The sequence below is a fragment of the Methylobacterium sp. yr668 genome, assembly GCF_900116245.1.
Lineage (GTDB): Bacteria > Pseudomonadota > Alphaproteobacteria > Rhizobiales > Beijerinckiaceae > Methylobacterium.
This window is the reverse complement of sequence record NZ_FOZY01000009.1, coordinates 207,437-224,613: the sequence shown is the minus strand read 5'-3', so window position 1 is coordinate 224,613 and position 17,177 is coordinate 207,437. Positions and strand designations below refer to the sequence as shown.

The following is a 17,177-nucleotide window of genomic DNA, read 5'->3' as shown; positions in this document are numbered from 1 at the left end:
CAGGAGCGTGCCGGGGCCGGCCTTGGTCAGGCTGGTCGGGCTCGCGGTCTCCAGGATGGCGCCGGCGTAGGTGGAGGCGGCCGCGCTGGCGACCGTGAGGGCGCCGTTGCCCAGGACGGCGGAGGCCGGTCCGGCGAGGTCGGTGAGCGTGAGGGCGGTGCCGCCGAGGTCGAGGGCGCCGGTGTTGGTCAGGCCGGTCAGCCCGGCGAGCGGGCCGGTGATCTGCACGAGGCCGGTGTTGGTGAGCGTGCCGTTGAACTGCCCGGACAGGCGGGCGACGCCGGTGTTGGTCAGGTCGGCGGTGAGGGTGCCGTCGCTGGCGACGAGGCCGGCGTTGCTGAGGCCGCCGGAGGCGGTGAGGCTGGCGCTCTGGGCGACGGCGACGAGGCCGGCATTGGCGAGGGGGCCGGCGAGGCTGTAGCTGCCGCCCGTGGTGACGGCGAGCGTCGCGCCGGCGGCGTTGGCGAAGGGGCCGGTGCCGGCCACGGATCCGGCGACGGCGAGCAGGCCGGCATTGTTGGCGATGGGGCCGTCGATGCGGCCGGCGCTGGCGAGCACGGTGCCGGCATTGGTCAGGCCGCCGCTGATCGTGCCGCTGGTGGCGAGGAGGCCGGTGTTGGCCACGCCGCCGCCGATGGTGCCGGCGTTGCTCAGGCTGCCGCTGCTGATGACGCCGCCGGCGATCGCGCCGGTGTTGAGGGCGGTGCCGGTGTTGGTCAGACCGCCCGCGAGGGTGCCGGCGTTGACCAGGCTGCCGCTGTTGGTCGTGCCGCCGGCGATGGTACCGGCGTTGACGGCCATACCGGCATTGGCGATCGCGCCATTAATGGTACCGCTGTTGGCGAGCACGCCGAAGTTGCCGACGCTGCCGGCGACGAGGCCGGCATTGAGAAAGCTCGCACCTGCACCGACGAGGACCGGTGCGATGAGGCTGCCGGTGGCAGTCAGGGCGAGAGTGCCGGCGCTGATGACAGCGCCGCCGGTAAATGTGTTGGCGGCCGACAGCACGGCGGTCCCGGAGCCGGACTTGATCAGCACGCCCGGCTGGCTGCCGTCGGCAATCGGCCCCGCGAAGGTGGCGGTGCCGACGTCGATCTGCAGGGTGCCGGGGCCGGCGAGCGTGATCGGGCGGGCGGTGGCGAAGCCGTCGGCGAGGACCTCGAGGGTGCCACCGCCGAGGGTCAGGCCGGTACCGGCGGCGCCGAGATTAGCGTCGCGGGAAACGGCCAGGGTGCCGCCGAGGATGGTGGTGCCGCCGGCATAGGTGTTGGTGCCGGCAAGTTCGAGGGTGCCGAGCCCAACCTTAATCAGGCCGCCAGGCCCGGAGACGTCGCCGCCGAGGCTCGCAACATCGAGCGGGTTCAGCGCCGTCGTACTCATCAGGAAGACGGGAAGGCCGGTCGTGAATTGCGAGGCCAAGCTCAAGCTTCCCTGCAGTGCGATCATCGGCTGGGCAATGAGATCTGCACTTTCGGGGGCAATGCGCTGGTAACCCGCGAACCCGCTATCGGCGTCATAGATGAGATTGAAGCCGCGGAGGATCGTGATCGTCGTGTTGATATAGGTTGCGCCGGTATCAGGCACCGGCGTGCTCTCCGCATAGACCTCGCCCACCGGCGCAAGCGGATTGCGCGTGTCACCAACGCTGAAGCTGTAAAGCGCTACAGGCGGGCTCGTACGACCCGGCATGTAAACTGTTACGAGAGTTCCCTTGGGGATCCTCGCATGGGGTGTGAGGCTGCTGCCATCCGGGAGGATGATGTAGGAGTCGTAGAGGCCCGTATCAGGCAGAACAGTTCCGGAGCCGATGGCGCCCCCAGCCTGCAGGTCGCCCGGCGTCATCTGCCATTCGATGGCGTTCCCCGATTTCGGGCCGGCAGTTAACCTAAGGAACGTCGTCCCTTGTGTATTTGCGGCGGTAAGTCCAAGTTGTATTCCGTCCTTAGTTATAATGTAGCCACGCACAAGCTTGGATGCGTCGCCAGTGGCGATATAGTTGATATTGAGCAACGGATTTGCATCGGGTGTCCCATTCGGGAAACCCTTTGCCTCACGGCCGAAGCCGACACCAAACATCTGTGTCTTAATTTCGCCGGTTACGGCAACGCCGCCCACTGTTTCCGCCGTCACCTGCAGTATGGGTACGCGCGCGGCAGCGACAGGTTTTTTCGTTGCCGGGTCGTAAAGCTGCACGGTGGTCTCGTAGAGCTGACCTGTTAAGACACGCTGGCTGCTAGAATATGTGATCTGTCCCGGTCCGATCGGCGCTTGGCCAGGAGCAGGTTGCCAAACTTTAGAGTCTTTTCCGATGGCTATACCCGTCGAACCAGTATCGAGCATGAAATTGCTTGGGCTCATGCCGTCGATACCGACACTCAGCGTTGCTCCGGGGCTATTGTTGCCAAATTCGTCCTTTGCCTTCCAGATAATTGGAGACGCAAATGGGATAGCAATACTGGTAGATTTGTCCGAATATAAGCCCCACGGCAGTCCCTCAGCGCTCCCGGCCGTGGCGGGCATCGAGAACGCCATACCCGCGAGCAGCGCAGCACGATAACGATAGGCGTCTGTCAAAATCATCCAATAAGACTTCTAAATATACGATCGGGAAGATTCAGAAAAGAAACGGAAACATTAACAATCGGTAAACCGTCTCTTAGGGAGTCATCCTCGTTTGTCGATCCGGAAGCTTTGCGCGTCCCAAAACGGCATTTCTCGACCGGTATAAGAGTCAGGGACAAAACCGGTTGATCTGTGCCCTGCAGATGAGGACACAGGCGAGGGTCGTGAATGCGAGATGCAGGTCGACGCGTCGCTCGTATCGGATGGTCAGTCGGCGGAAGCGGGCGAGCCAAGCCAAGGTGCGCTCCACGATCCAGCGATGGCGGCCGAGGTGCTGGCTGCTCTCGATGCCCCGTCGCGCGATCCGTGGTGTGATGCTGCGGGCCCGGCACTCGCGCCGGCAGCGACGGTGATCGTAACCCTTGTCGGCGTGCAGCTTGTCCGGTCTGCGTCGCGGGCGACCACGCCGGCCGGTGCGCACGCCTGGCACCGCGTCGAGGGTCGCCGCCAGCATACGGCTGTCGTTGCAGTTGGCCCCGGTCAGCGTCAGACCGAGCGGCGTGCCGTTGGCGTCCACGACAAGGTGGCGCTTCGTCCCCGGCTTGCCCCGGTCCGTCGGGTTCGGGCCTGTCGCGGAGCCCCCTTTTTCGCTGACAGGCTCGCACTGTCGAGGGCCGCGCGCGACCAGTTGAGCGCATCGGCGTCCTGAAGTTGCTCCAGCATCACGCGGTGCAGGGCGGCCCAAACACCGGCTGCCTGCCACGTGCCGAGCCGCCGCCAACTCGTTTTGCCGCTGCATCCCACCTCAGAACGCGGCAGGTGCTTCCACTGCATGCCCGTACGCAGAACCAGGATGATGCCAGCCAGCGCCGCCCGATCCGAGGCACGCGGCCGACCGCCTTTCGGCTTCTCAGGCTCAAACGGCAGAAGCGGCTCGATCACCGCCCACAGGTCGTCGGGTACGAGAGCGTCCATGCCCACCCAACCCGCTACCTGCGGTTTTGTCCCGCGCTCTAAGCTCGACTTTGGCCATTTGCGGCGCGTCGAGTGGGCGGAGGTGACGAAGCGGGCGTGACGGATAGGCTGGTGGCGTCCCCGCCAAGAGACACCGCCATGCTGCCCCTGCCCGCCCGCTTCGCCGGGATCATCCTGGCGTTCGCACCGCTGTTCGTCCACCGCTCGTGGCGACACGCTCAGAACCTGCTAATCGGCGCGATCCTGACGCCGGGGCGGCGCACGGTGACGAGCGTCCTGCGCATCATGGGCCGCGCGCAGGAGCGGCGGTTCGTGAACGTCCACCGCATCCTCAACCGGGCGGCGTGGTGCCCGCGCTCCGGCAGCCGTATCCTGCTCGGGCTCCTCGTCGATGCGTTCGCGCAACGTGGCCCCGTGGTCCTGGGATTGGACGACACGATCGAGCGCCGCCGCGGCAAGCGGATCGCGGCCAAGGGCATCTACCGTGATCCAGTTCGCTCCTCCGACAGCCATTTCGTCAAGGCGAGCGGGCTGCGCTGGATGAGCCTGATGGTGCTCGCCCCGATCCCCTGGGCGGGGCGCGTCTGGGCGTTGCCGTTTCTGACCGCGCTGGTGCCATCAGAGCGCGCCTGTCGCGAACGGGGCCGTCGGCACAAGCCTCTGCTCGACGTCGGACGCCAACTCGCTCTCCAGGCTCGCCGCTGGCTGCGCGCACGCGACCTCGTGGTGGTGGGCGACAGCGGCTTCTCGGCCTTGGTGTTCCTCGACGCGATGCGCCGCGCCCGCATCACGGCGATCACCCGCCTGCGGCTGGATGCTGCTCTCTACGAGCCGGCCCCACCGCGGCCGCCCGGCACGATCGGACGCCCGCGGACCAAAGGCGCGCGGCTGCCGACGCTCGCCGCGATCCTTGCAGCCAAGGACACGCGCTGGCACGCAGTCGTGGTGCCTGGCTGGTACGGGGCGGGCGAGCGCACCCTTGAGATCGCCTCCGGGACCGCCGTGTGGCGGCACGGCGGTCTGCCGGTCGTGCCGATCCGATGGGTGCTGGTGCGCGATCCCGAGAGCCGCTTTGCACCGCAGGCCCTGCTCTGCACCGAACCGGTGCGCGAGCCCGCGCAGATCGTCGGATGGTTCGTACGTCGCTGGACTGTTGAGGTCACCTTCCAGGAAGCGCGCGCCCATCTCGGTGTCGAGACGCAGCGGCAGTGGTCGGACAAGGCCATCGCCCGCACAACGCCCTGCCTGCTCGCCCTGTTCTCGATCGTCACGCTGCTGGCTGCACGGCTCCCGGTCCACCAACGGCAACGGATCGCGGCCGCCGCGTGGTACCCCAAACCGCGCCCGACTTTCGCCGATGCTCTGGCCGCCGTGCGCTATGCGATCTGGCGGGAGCGGACTTTGGCAATATCACCGCGCCGACGCGCCCGAACAAAACCCCGCCTCCGTTTGCCAGCGCCCTGGGCCTATGCCCTCTGCCACGCCGCATGAGTGGCCAAAGTCGAGCTTAGTGCTCGGCGTCGTTGACGATGCTGCTGCTCGCCTGCCAGCCGCCTGGGCGCCGTGCACGCCTAGCCCGATCGCCTTCGCGAGCGCCGAGTGCTTTGCAGCATAGCCGGCGACGACCATGGGATAGTCGTGGGGCAGGCTGAAGCGTGCGCGGTAGCTGTCCGGTGTCAGACCGTAGGCCGTGAGGTGCCGCTTCAGCGTCCTGTATTCGCAGCCGTTGATGAAGCTGATCAGCCTGTCCGGGTGGACGGACTTGCGGATCTGGGCGGGCGTCGGGGCGGGGCGGTCGGGCTCCGGCTCGGCGACGATCGGCGGGCCCGCATCGCCCAGCGCGAGCAGGCCGTCGCGGACGGTGCGCATCAGGCCGGGCAGATCGGCCGCGGCCACCGCTTGGCGGCTGACGAAGGCCGCCACGATGCCGGTAGTGGGCTGAGGAGGTCGTCGGGGGAATCGGACATGGGGCTCTCCTGATCAGAGGGTCGATCGCGAGGACCGGGCAGATGAGGAGCGGCCACGATCAGGCCGCGGAGGTTGCCGTGGGCGGCAGCGGGCTCCCAAAGCGCCAGCCGTCCTGGCCGCCGATGTGGATGGGGGTTCATCATCGGCCTGCCGAGGCGCCGGTAGTTTGCGGCCCACGCTTCCCATCCGGGCGAGTCGTCGCGGACGAAGACGCGGCTGTGCGGCGCCCTGGGCTGGGCAGCGGGGCGAAGTCGGTCTGGCGCAACCACGTCTGCGACGCGAAGGCGTAGCCCGGCTTGCGCTGAGCGTGTGCCGCGTAGGCCCGTGCCGCGGCGATCGCCGCGAGTTGCTCGGATTCGGACAGCGCCTCGAAGACGGCGCGGGCATCCCGGGCCCGGCTCCCGACGAGGCCATCCGGCCAGACCGTGACGAGATGCTCGAATCGTACGGCGACCGGATCGAGCTGGCCGCCGGCGGCTGGTCTTCCGCCGGTCCGTGACCCTGCAACTCCGAAGCTACCACCGTCGCTGCCAAGTATTTTGAATACGGGCTCCTTGCCGCTGCTGTGAGAGAGATGCTCTTCAGCGCGGAGGCCGAATGAGGCGCCGCAGCTGACGTGTTCTGAAGCACCTAAGCTCTCCGAGGTCGGAGATATGTACTCCCGCAGCGAACCGGCAAAATCAACCGGATCGCCCCAGATCAAATTAGATCTGTTCAATGCGCCATCTGTTAACGAAAGCAGCAATCCATGAAGTCTATTGTTGTTGCCGCAGCCATTTCGATCGCCTCGATCGGCGCGGCGAATGCGGGACCTATCATCGCCCTGGATAAGGCATTCACAACCTCCGATCAGCCCCTCGTGTCCAACGTCGCTTGGCTCAGCCGCTACGGCAAACTCTGCTATCACGGCACGAGGTGGATCCCCGCTTGCCATGCCACCAATCGGCCGGTTGGCTACATGAGAGGTCACTGGAACGCGACCCGTACTCGCTTCATTCCAGGGCGTTACTATTGAGGCGCCGGAAACCAAGTGATCCAACCTGCGCCTCCTGTGAGGCGCGGTCCGGCCATGTGGCAATTGCCGCAAGCGCAGCTCGTGCTTCAAGATTACAAATGCTACGCGATCAACACAACTCAAAATTACGGCCGGAAATCTGTGGCTTGTTGCAGTATTACAGTCAGATCAGGTAGCAGTATGAGCAAGGCCGCTCTTCGCACCCTTGCCGGTGCATTTGCTGGCGCAGTGGCCAGCGTGACTTTGGTGCCCATGGCCCTTGCAGCGCCAAGTGCGCCCGCCGCTGAGACATGTGACTCGGACGACCCAACCATATGTCTGAGCCGCCATGGCGAAGCGGCTGTGAATATGTTGTCTAAGGCTTACGCCGACGCATCCAAAAAGGTCGCTCCGATGTGCTTCGAGGTGATCGGCCCGGCCATCGGCGATTGCTTGGAGCGTGCTCAACGAGTCGCGGACAAGGAGCTCAATGAGACCTACGCCCGTGCGATGAAGTCGATAGGCAGCGACGATGACGCAGCCCGCAAATGGCGCGAAAAACTCAAGCTCGCACAACAGGCTTGGCTTCGATTTCGGGATGCCGACTGCGGCGATGTCATATCATTCGAGTGGATGGACGGTACAGGCGCCGGTCCACCGGGATCAACCTGTCTGGTCGCGCATACCATAGAGCGAGCAGCAGAACTTAAGCGGCGCTACGACCGCGAATAGATTTGAGACGCGGACTTTGGGCCCCTCCTGGCCTTAACGCCCCCGTTTCTAGCCCTCGATGGATTTAGTTTGAGATGGATATACACCGCGCCGGACGAATAGGCGCATACGCTAAGGCAGCACCCGCGGAATATAAAGGTGTCGACGATGAAGGCTCTCGCTCTCTCTATTATTTTATCTGCCGGCTTTCTTAGCGCGGCATACGCTGCGCCGAATGATGCGACGCCATCAGCCTCGAAAGAACCGCCGCCCTTGGCCTGCATGGATGACAATACAATAGACGCCTGCCTGAACCGTCATGGTGAGGATGCAGCGAAGGCGCTGTCGAAGGCCTACGGAGATGTTGCGGGCAAACTTGATGCTGCCTGTTCTGAGGTAATCAACCCAGGGATGACCGCCTGCCTGGGTCGAGCCCAGGAAATCGCAGATAAGAAATTGAACGCGATTTACGCACGCGCCATGAAATCGATCAGCAGCGAGGATAACGGTAAGAAGTGGCAGGAGGAGCTCAGACTTGCTCAACAGTCTTGGATGCGATTCCGCAATGCCGACTGCGGCGATCTCATCACCGATGAGTGGCATGGCGGTACAGGGACTTATCCAGCTATCGCCACCTGCTTACTCGGACATACGGAAGCGCGAACCGCGGAGCTTAAGCGGCGCTATGACCGCTGGTAAACGCTAGCGTTCTTCTCCCGGTGATACCTCTAGAAGGGCCGCGAGACTGTCGTTGTCGCTACGAATGTGTTTATACCAACTCTCACTGATCAGAACCCATGAGCCCAGGCCCGCAGGCCGATGGACATGATGCGCCAGGGCTGATCGATGAGCTTGTTCCAGGCGTCGCAGCACTGATCGAGGATGGCCTCGTATGACGCAAAGATCCGGTTGCCGAGCCAGTTCTCACGGATGAACTGCCAGAGGTTCTCGACCGGGTTCAGTTCGGGCGAGCGCGCTGGCAGCGGCAGCAGCGTGATGTTGGCCGGCACGATAAGCTTCTGGGTCATGTGCCAGCCAGCCTGATCGAGCAGCAGCACGGCGTGCGCACCAGCGGTGACGGCCCTGGCGATCTCGGCCAGATGCAGGTTCATCGCCTCGGTGGTACAGCGGGGCATGACGAGCCCGGCTCCCGTGCCACGAGCCGGGCAGATCGCGCCGAAGAGATAGGCGGAGGCGGTGCGCTGGTCCTTTGAGGCTGCGGGCCGTGTGCCGCGGCGGGCCCAACGACGTGTGATGGAGTTCTTTTGACCGACCCGAGCCTCGTCGGAAAACCAGATCTCTATCGGCTTGCCTCCGACAGCCTGCGCGACCTCTGCCAAGCGAACCGGGAAGGCTTTTTAAAAGCCGGGATGACGTCCTGATCCTGAGCATGATGGCGCGGACGGGCTGAGAGCTTCCGGTAGCCCATGCTCCGCAGAACCCGGCTCAGCGTCTGCTCGGAGACCGAGACGCCGTGGTCCTCGAACAGGATCTGAGCCAGATCGACCAAACGCCAGCGCACCACCCCGTGCGCGGCTGGCACCGGGCCTTGCTCGACCAGGGCCTTCAGCGCGGCACGCAGATCCGCATTCAACCGTGGGCGGGCACCGGGAGCCTTGCCGCCGATCAGCCCATGTGGCCCCTCAGCGTTGAAGGCGAGCACCCAGTCCCGCACGGTCTGAAGCCCAACCCCGCCGAGAGCGGCCGCCTCGGAGCGCGGACTGCCCGCGTAGATCGCCGACAAAGCCAGAAGGCGGCGGGTCTGATCCGGATCGCGCGAGCTCTTGGCCAGAGTTCGCAGGGCCGCGGCATCAAAGTCTGGCCGCAGCGGCACAGGAGCGGCCATCCCATCCTCCTCAGGCTCCAAACCAGAGGACAGAATCACAACCCGCTCGCCACCGCTACCCAGCGTGAGTCCTGCTCAACGAGACTTGGTATTAGATGAATGTGCCGAAACGGATCTGACGCTATAGACCGTTTGAGGCCCCCGATAGCAGGCCGAGAATTTGCGCGGATGCAGTTCCATCTCAACGGCTACAAGTCCGGGGATCCAGCGATCGCCGAACCACCAGCGGTAGGAGGAAATCCACACTTAAAGGGCGCATCGCCGGATCTGGTCGATGTCCTAATAATCGGTTGCGGACCGACCGGCCTCACACTCGCCGCGCAACTCGCGGCCTTCCCCAACATCACAACTCGGATCATCGATCGGAAGCGCGGCCGCCTCCTCGTCGGTCAAGCCGATGGGATCGCATGCCGGACGATGGAGATGTTCGAGGCATTCGGCTTCAGCGAGCGTGTCCTCAAGGAGGCGTACTGGGTCAACGAAACCTGCTTTTGGAACCCCGATCCCAGCCAGTCGAACGTGATTACCCGCACTGGCCGCATCGTGGATACGGAGGAGGGATTGTCCGAGTTCCCGCACGTCATCATGAACCAGGCGCGGGTCCACGACTTCTTCCTCGCAACGATGCAGAACGCGCCCACTCGCCTGGAGCCGAGCTACGGACGCAACTTCCTCGATCTGGCTCTCACGGACGCCGAAACGGGCGACGGCATCGAGCCATCCAGCGACTTCGACTATCCGGTCAACGTCAGGCTTGAGCGGATCGACGATTCGCAGACGTCTGCCGTCGAGACCGTACGCGCGCGCTACATCGTCGGGTGCGATGGGGCCCACAGCGTCGTGCGTGGCGCTTTGGGCCTTACGGTGCACGGTGACTCCGCCAATCAGGCGTGGGGCGTCATGGATGTACTTGCCGTGACTGACTTCCCGGACATCCGCCTGAAGTCCGCCATCCACTCCGCCAAAGAGGGTAGCCTCCTAATCATCCCGCGCGAAGGTGGTTACCTCGTGCGCATGTACATCGAACTCGACAAGCTCGACGCGAATCGGCGCCTGGCAAGGGACGCGGTGACGGTCGATCACCTGATCGCGGCGGCGCGGCGCATCCTGCACCCCTACACGCTGGAGGTGAAGGAAGTCCCATGGTGGTCGGTCTACGAGATTGGGCAGAGGCTCTGCGAAGCCTTCGATGATGGCTGCCTTGCGCACCGTGAACATCGTTCGCCCCGGATCTTCATCGCTGGCGATGCCTGCCACACGCACAGCCCGAAAGCGGGCCAGGGCATGAACGTCTCGATGCAGGACGCCTTCAACCTCGGCTGGAAACTCGCCGCCGTGGTCCGCGGGCAGTGTACACCGCAGATTCTCCAGACCTACTCGATGGAGCGTCGCGCCGTCGCCCAGGAACTCATCGACTTCGACCGTGCGTTCGCCCGCATGTTCAGCGCCCCGCCCAGGCCATCCGACGTGACGGGCGGCGACGGCGTCGATCCGGCCGAGTTCGAGCGGTACTTCGTCAAGCATGGCCGCTTCACCGCCGGTACCGAGACCTGCTATCCGCCGTCCCTCATCACCGGCCAGTCCACGCATCAGAACCTCGCCGAGGGCTTCAGGATCGGGACACGCTTTCATTCGGCGCCGGTGATCCGGCTGGCCGATGCTAAGCCACTTCAGCTCGGCCACACCGTCAAGGCAGATGGCCGCTGGCGCTTGTTCCTGTTCGCGGATCCGGAGTCGCCCGACGCGCGATCCTCGCGATTGCGCGCCGTGTGCACGTACCTGGCCGAAGCGGACGACGCGCCCATCCGGCGGTTCACACCCGCGGGCGCCGACATCGACTCCGTCATCGACGTGCGGGCGATCCTGCAGCAGGGCCACCGGCAGTTCGTTCTAGGAGCGATGCCACCGCTGCTGCGACCGCCGAAGGGGCGTTATAACCTCGTCGACTGCGAGAAGGTCTTCTGCCCGGACCCGAAGGCCGGCGATATCTTCGCACTGCGCGGCATTTGGCGGGCGGACGGTTGCATCGTCGTCGTGCGGCCGGACCAGCACGTCGCGCATGTGCTGCCCCTGGACGCCCATGCCGAACTCGCGGCCTTCTTCGATCGATTCATGCTGTAGCGGGTGGAAACGCGATGCGCAGCGAGATCGACGCGATCCGGGCCTTCCTGCAGGCGCAGCCGCGGCCGGCGGATCTCGTCGCACGGCGCGCCCGGCTCGACAGCTTCGGCCGCCGCGACGCGCTTCCGCCCGGCACCCGCGTCACCCCTGTCGATGCCGGCGGCGTGCCGGGTGAGTGGACCCTCTGCCCTGGTGGCGATCCCGAGCGCGTCCTCATTTTCCTCCACGGCGGCGGGTACATGGCTGGATCCCTCGACAGCCATCGCCACGTCGTTGCGCGCGCGGGGCAGGACGCCGGCGTCCGCACCCTCGCACTCGCCTACCGGCTCGCCCCTGAGCACCCTTTCCCCGCCGCCCTCGACGACGCGGTGGCGGGCTATAGGTTCGTGCTGGAGCAGGGGATCTCGCCCGAACAGATCGCCTTGTGCGGCGAGAGCGCGGGCGGTGGCCTCGCCGTCGCCGCCGCGCTGCGCCTGCGAGAGGCGGGCGACCCGCTGCCCGGATGTCTCTGGCTCTCCTCACCCTGGATCGACTTGGCCTTGCGCGGCAACAGCTTCAGGACGAAGGCAGCGGTGGATCCCATGATCCAGCGCCTCTACCTCTCCGAACTTGCGGCGGCCTACCTGAGCGGCGCGGATCCTCAGAACCCTTTGGCCTCACCCCTCTACGCCGATTTAAGAGGCTTGCCCCCGACGCTGATCCAAGTCGGCTCGGACGAGACGCTCCTCGATGATGCGGTGTGTCTGGCCGGCGCGGCCGGCAGCGCGGGCATGAACGTCACGCTTCGGATCTGGCCCGCGATGATCCACGCTTGGCATCTGTTCTTCCCGAACCTTGCGGAGGGGCGCGCAGCTCTCTCGGAGGCCGGCACCTTCGTGGATGGCCACCTCAAGCCGAGAAATATGGAGCCTAATATGCGAACTGAGGCTGCGTCCGTATAGCCAGTCAAACGATCCTACCCGCGCATGACTATCGGCTGATGAGCGCAATCCCGACATGAAATTTAATAAAATTTTCATTCCGACTTCGTTCTTTGGAGATTTTAAGCCTAAATAGATAAGCTGGAAATGAACCGCCTCTGCAATCGCGGCAGACTTTCGTAAATCTCATCAGTGTGTCGGGAGGCGGATTGCCTGCCTATCCGGCCAACGATCTCGGAGTAGGTCCAGATTCTTTTGGCCAGACCGTGTTATTCCGCTGCTCGATTGCAATCTTGAGAGCTGCCTCTTGATGAAACGTGCGAGCACGCTGCAGTTCAGCTCTGATTGAAGAGACATGATCACGCAGCCAGCAATGCCAAGAGTTTGGATGAAGGACCGGCCGCGCTGCGGTCACCTTCAAACGAAACTGCCAGCGCTACGTCTTGCAGTCCTCGCACAAAGTGCTAACCATTACCCGTAGACGTTCGTTAGGCTGCTGGCGGAAATAGCCTTTTTGGGTTGCAGGTTCGAGTCCTGCCGGGACCACCAGCCTCCCGCGATCGCGGGATCCGCCGGGGGGGCAGGTCCCAACCTCCCGGATCGAACGCGCCCCCACCTGTGGCCGCGCGGCGACACCGGCCGACGACGTCGGGTGGACGGCGTAAATCGCTCCGGATCGGTCACGGGCGACCGGCCAGCCCGAGGGCGCCGGCCCGACCCACCCCTCGCGGCGCCCCCCCTCTCGCCTTCGCCCCCCGCCATCGCGTAGGTCCAACCGTGCTCACCGCCACGCTCGACCCCGCCGACCGCCCATGCTCCCACAGTACCGCTGGCTCTGGGCCCTGACCCTCCTCCTCGCCTCCGGCGGGGCGGGCCTCCTCTACAACCTGCTCTTCGTCGGCGGGGCCTCGATGCTCGCCGGCCTGGTCTACGCCCTGGCGGTGGGCGGGACGGTGCTGGCCTTCGTGCCCGGCCTGGCCCTGTCGGGCGTCCAGACGCGGCTGCGCCGCCTGCCGGCGCTGGTCTACATGCTGGCTGCCGAACTGCTCTACGTGGTGCTGATCACGCTCGGCTGCGCGCTCGGAGGCTTGGTCGTCTGGACCTTCGGCCTCACCGCCGACAGCCTGTCCACGGCGGTGCGGATCACGCCGCGGTTCCTCACCTACTCGCTGGCCGTGTCGGCCCTGCTGGTCTTCGTCATGCGCATGCGCGACCTGATCGGCGGCGAGGTGTTCGTGAACTTCATGATCGGCCGCTACCATAAGCCGGTGCAGGAGGAGCGGATCTTCCTGTTCCTCGACGTGGTCGGCTCGACGGCCTTCGCGGAGACCCACGGCGACCTGCGCGCGCAGGACTATCTCAGCGCCGTGTTCGCGACGCTCGCCGAGCCGGTGCGGCGCAACGCCGGCTCCACGGACGACTTCATCGGCGACCTCGCGATGATCACGTGGCCGATGAAGCGCGGCCTCAAGGACGCGCGCTGCGTCACCTGCGTATTCGCGGTGCTCGACCGGATCGAGGCCGACGCCGCGGCCTGGACCGCCCGGTTCGGGACGGTCCCGCGGCTCCGGGCGGCGCTGCACGGCGGTCCGGTGGTCACGGCCGAAGTCGGGGTCGACCGCCACAAGATCGCGTATTTCGGCGACGCCGTGAACGTGACGGCGCGGATCGAGGCCCTGTGCCGCCCGCTGGGCGTCGACATCCTGATCTCGCAGGATCTCCTCGACCGGCTGGACCGGCTGCCCGACGGCGTCCGCGCCCGCCCGCTGGGGACGCACGCCCTGCGCGGCCGCGGCGCGCCCCTGGCGGTCGCCACCCTCGAGCGCGGCGCGGCGCCGGACCGGCTGATCCCGGAGCAGAGGCCGGCGCCGCCGGTGCTGGACCGCGCCGAGGCCGTCGCGGAACCGCGCTAGGCTCCCCGTCGGGGCCGCGTGTCGGTCGCGTCTCAGCGGCGGCGGACCCAGCGCTCCCACCAGCGCTCCCACCCGTGCGCCCAGAAGCGCCGGCCCCGCGCGCGCGCCGCGCGCCGCGGGGCCGCGGCCGGGCCGGCCCAGTCGGAGGTTGCCCCGAGCGCCGCCGGCAGGGTGGCGACGAGCGCCGCCGGCCCCTCGATGTCCCAGCCGATCACGCAGCAGCCGCAGCCGGTGCTGCGCACGCGGGTGAGCCGGCCGGCATGGGCCAGCATCCAGCGCTCGGCGGCGGCGACGTCGTCCCCGTCGCCCACGTCCACGCACAGGGAGGCGCGGGCGTGGCCCGGCGCCGGCGGCCCCTCGGGCATTGGGTCGACCCGCCCGTAGAGGGCCCGCAGGGCGTCGGAAGCCGGTCCGGCGTCGCCGGCGCTCACGGCGCGCCCATCTCGGCCAGCTGCCGTTTGGCGAAGGTGCAGGCTGCGAAGTCCGGGTTGATCGTGCAGGCCATGTCGAACGCCGCCCGGGCCCGGGACGCCTCGGCGGCGACGCCCTCGCCGAGGCGATAGGCCTGGCCGAGCATGGCGCAGCCCCAGGCGCCGCGCCGGTCGCAATCGAGACGGAAGCTCCGGGCGAGGCAGGCATCCGTGTCGGCGCGCGGCGCGGCGCGGAAGGGATCCTCCGCGTAGCCGCCGTTCCGGATCCCGGCCGCCCGGTTGGTGCAGCCCGCCGGGAACCCGCCCGCGCAGGCGAGGGCGTAGAGCCGCTCCTTGTCGAGGATGTCGGCGACGTCGAGGGAGTGGTGTTCCAAGGCGAGGGCGAGGTCGAAGCAGGCCGGCGCGTTCGACCACCGGGTGCAGAGCGCGTAGCAGGAAGCGGGCTCGCGCGCGCAGCGGCGCTCGGTGGGCCGGCGGGGCGCGAACGCCCACCGCCAGAACGGGCGCTCCCGCGCGAAGGTGTCGGCCGGGCAGGTGCCGAAGCTGCGCAGCAAGGCCGGGTCCTGCCGCAGCGCCGCCGCGATCTCCGCGGCCTCGGCCTTGTTGAAGACGGGTGCGGCGGGCGCCTCGTCGGCCCGGGACGCCCCCGGTCCGAGCGAGAGGACCGGGGCCAGGGCGAAGAGCGCGGCGAGGCTGGTCCGGAGGTGCCCGGCCGGGAGGCTCCGGGCCAGGCTCATCGGCGCCGGCGCCAGCGGCGCAGCAGGCGTCGCAGGCCGAGGAGCAGGGCGACCGCGAGGACGAGCAGCCCCAGCGCCGGGTGCAGCAGGGCGGCCGCCTGGAACAGGACGAAGATCCCCAGGACGACCTTCCAGGGCTTCATCGGGGCGTCGTCGGGCTCGGCGCCCGCGTCCGGCGCGGCCACCGCGCGGGCGGCCGGTTCCGGGGCGCCGAGGCGCGGGCGCCCCGAGGCCGGCACGCCGCTGCGGCCCGGCACCGGCGCGGCCGCGCGGGCCGCGACCTCGGCCGCCTCCCGGGCGGCGGCCGCCTCGGCCTCGGCCAGGATCGGGTCCGGCTCGGGCGCGGGGCGGGGGGCCGGCACCCACCAGCGGGCGAGGGGCACCTCGCCCCGCGCGGACCGGGCGCGGAAGTCCGGCTGCCGGGGCGCCGTCACCGGGGCCGAATGGCGGTCCGCGAGGGCGCGGGCCTGCGCGACAAGCGGCGCGCCGGTCTCCGGCGTGACCATCCGGACGAACTGCGCGAAGCCGACCGCGGCGCGGAGCACGCCCGCCTCGCCGGCCGCGCCCCAGCGGCACCCGGCCGGCCCGTGCCGCTCGAGCCCGTGCAGGAGGGCGCGGAAGCGGCGCAGGGTCTCGCGGGGCACGCCGACCCGCTCGTTGACGGTGAGCCCGGTCACCTCCTGGTGCCGGCCGCGGCGCATCACCCGGGTCTTGTCCGGATGGACGGTGAAGCCCTCCCCGGCGACGATGGCGTGGACGTATTTGAGCAGCGCGCCGACCTTCCCGGCGGCCTCGCCGGAGGCCGAGAAGGTCAGGTCGTCTGCGTAGCGCGTGTAGGTGAAACCGAGGCTGCCGGCGAGGCCGGCGAGCCGGGCGTCGAGCCGGGTGCAGACGAGGTTGGTGAGCGCGGGGCTCGTCGGCGCGCCCTGCGGCAATCGGCGGGGCCCCCGGGCGGCGTAGAGGCGGGCGCCGTCGATCTCGACCGCGTCCACGTCCGGCTCGGTGCAGAGCAGCGCCAGCACGATCGCCACCGGTTCGGCGTAGCCCAGGCCCCGGAACTTCCCCTTGATCCGCCGGTAGTCGAGGCTCGGGAAGAAATCCTTGAGGTCGAGATTGACCACGACGTCCCGCCCGACATGGGCGGCGGCGTTGGTGACGATCGAGCGGCCGGGCACGAAGCCGTGGGCCGCCGCGTGCACGGGGACGTGGGCGAGGAGCGCGTCGAGGATCCAGTACTGCGCCCGCTTCAGGCGCGGCATCGGCGCCGAGATACGGCGCAGGCCGCCGGCCTTCTTGGGGATGGTGAAGCGCCGGTAATGGCTCACCGCGCTGAGCGCCCGGTCGTAGGCGAGGAAGCGCAGCTCGCCGAGGCCGATCCCCATGGCCTCGGCCAGCGCCTTCGGGCTCGCCAAGGGCGGGAGACCGGGGGCGGGCCCCCGCCCCGGAGCGTCCGCGTGCGCGAGGCCGGCCGAGACCCCGTCGCCGAGATGGAGGATCTCCGCCTCCCGGCGCGCGTGCCATGCCTGCGCCCGCGCGTGGCGGTCGCGGGCGTTGCGCAGCCGCGTCTCGCGCCGCCGCTCCAGCGCCGCCTTCTTGCGGCGGCGATGCATCTCCTTGAGGGCGGCCTCCGGGTCGCGCCACGCCGCCTCCCGCCGGTGCAGGTCGGCGAGGGCGCGGGCGATCTCGCCGCGGCGGCGGATCAGGTCGTCCGGCGGGTTAGGCTGCGCTTCCCCGTCCGGCCAGAAGCCGAGCCGGATCATCTCCTCGAGGATGACCTCGTCCTTCGAGCTCTCGCGGATCCGGTCGTAGAGCTGCTGGCGGGTCAGGCTGCCGGGCTGCTGGCTCATCGGCGACCTCCGGCGCAGGCAGGAGGCGTGACGGGGGACGTCGGCCGGGATGCCTTCGTCAAGTCTCGGGACTGGCCCGGTCCACTCGACGCCGGCACGACCACCGGTGCGCGTTTGGGTTCAGCGAACCCAAACCGCGAACGCGCACCGGT

The 17,177-nt window shown here is 67.6% G+C and carries 13 protein-coding genes; 6 read left to right on the top strand and 7 right to left on the bottom strand.

What is annotated here, in order from left to right; genetic code table 11:
- Together BM419_RS33240 and BM419_RS14485 are read right to left on the bottom strand one after the other, a co-directional pair.
- On the bottom strand, positions 1-2,193 hold a 2,193-nt coding region (locus BM419_RS33240), incomplete at its 3' end, for a beta strand repeat-containing protein (RefSeq protein WP_280141964.1).
- Between the two features lie 538 nt (positions 2,194-2,731).
- Positions 2,732-3,537 (bottom strand): IS5 family transposase gene (locus BM419_RS14485; protein WP_091926816.1). Its coding sequence is split into 2 segments (ribosomal slippage): positions 2,732-3,204 and positions 3,204-3,537, totalling 807 coding nucleotides; the frame shifts between segments, so codons are not numbered across the junction.
- A gap of 138 nt (positions 3,538-3,675) precedes the next feature.
- On the opposite strand from BM419_RS14485, the gene BM419_RS14480 reads away from it, so the two are divergent.
- Positions 3,676-5,028: an IS701 family transposase gene (locus BM419_RS14480; protein ID WP_091926815.1), complete on the top strand. Its 1,353-nt coding sequence runs from the start codon at positions 3,676-3,678 to the stop codon at positions 5,026-5,028.
- Here BM419_RS14480 and BM419_RS14475 read toward each other — a convergent pair.
- Entirely contained in the window at positions 4,948-5,460 is a 513-nt protein-coding gene (locus tag BM419_RS14475; protein WP_244540771.1) for a Ros/MucR family transcriptional regulator, read from the bottom strand. The genes BM419_RS14480 and BM419_RS14475 overlap by 81 nt on opposite strands.
- Positions 5,461-6,700: 1,240 nt before the next feature.
- On the opposite strand from BM419_RS14475, the gene BM419_RS14470 reads away from it, so the two are divergent.
- Together BM419_RS14470 and BM419_RS14465 are read left to right on the top strand one after the other, a co-directional pair.
- On the top strand, positions 6,701-7,231 hold the full coding sequence (locus tag BM419_RS14470) for a lysozyme inhibitor LprI family protein (protein WP_175556307.1): 531 nt from the start codon (positions 6,701-6,703) through the stop codon (positions 7,229-7,231).
- A gap of 147 nt (positions 7,232-7,378) precedes the next feature.
- Positions 7,379-7,909 (top strand): lysozyme inhibitor LprI family protein, encoded by a 531-nt coding sequence (locus BM419_RS14465; RefSeq protein WP_244540775.1) that lies wholly within the window; start codon positions 7,379-7,381, stop codon positions 7,907-7,909.
- 89 nt (positions 7,910-7,998) lie between these two features.
- On the opposite strand, the gene BM419_RS14460 is transcribed toward BM419_RS14465, so the two are convergent.
- A protein-coding gene (locus BM419_RS14460) for an IS630 family transposase (RefSeq protein WP_091926811.1) occupies positions 7,999-9,095 on the bottom strand; the annotation gives its coding sequence in 2 pieces (ribosomal slippage) (positions 7,999-8,564 and positions 8,564-9,095; 1,098 coding nt in all).
- Positions 9,096-9,224: 129 nt separating this feature from the next.
- On the opposite strand from BM419_RS14460, the gene BM419_RS14455 reads away from it, so the two are divergent.
- The 3 genes from BM419_RS14455 (at position 9,225) to BM419_RS14445 (ending at position 14,010) form a co-directional block, all read left to right on the top strand.
- Positions 9,225-11,177, top strand: a complete 1,953-nt coding sequence (locus tag BM419_RS14455) for an FAD-binding monooxygenase (RefSeq protein WP_091926810.1) — start codon at positions 9,225-9,227, stop codon at positions 11,175-11,177.
- Positions 11,178-11,191: 14 nt separating this feature from the next.
- Complete coding sequence (locus tag BM419_RS14450) at positions 11,192-12,118, top strand: alpha/beta hydrolase (RefSeq protein WP_091926809.1); 927 nt, start codon at positions 11,192-11,194, stop codon at positions 12,116-12,118.
- A gap of 791 nt (positions 12,119-12,909) precedes the next feature.
- Complete coding sequence (locus BM419_RS14445; protein WP_091926808.1) at positions 12,910-14,010, top strand: adenylate/guanylate cyclase domain-containing protein; 1,101 nt, start codon at positions 12,910-12,912, stop codon at positions 14,008-14,010.
- A 32-nt stretch (positions 14,011-14,042) separates the two neighbouring features.
- Here BM419_RS14445 and BM419_RS14440 read toward each other — a convergent pair whose 3' ends face one another.
- From BM419_RS14440 to BM419_RS14430, 3 genes are read right to left on the bottom strand one after another with little or no spacing between them, the layout of a single operon-like run.
- Positions 14,043-14,441: a hypothetical protein gene (locus tag BM419_RS14440; protein WP_091926807.1), complete on the bottom strand. Its 399-nt coding sequence runs from the start codon at positions 14,439-14,441 to the stop codon at positions 14,043-14,045.
- The gene (locus tag BM419_RS14435) at positions 14,438-15,178 is read right to left on the bottom strand and encodes a hypothetical protein (protein WP_091926806.1); all 741 of its coding nucleotides are present in this window, start codon (positions 15,176-15,178) and stop codon (positions 14,438-14,440) included. Before BM419_RS14435 ends, BM419_RS14440 begins: the two co-directional genes overlap by 4 nt.
- Positions 15,175-17,025, bottom strand: coding sequence for a reverse transcriptase family protein (locus BM419_RS14430; protein WP_091926805.1), 1,851 nt, complete (start codon positions 17,023-17,025; stop codon positions 15,175-15,177). The genes BM419_RS14435 and BM419_RS14430 overlap by 4 nt, the downstream gene beginning before the upstream one ends.
- Between the last annotated feature and the right edge of the window lie 152 nt (positions 17,026-17,177).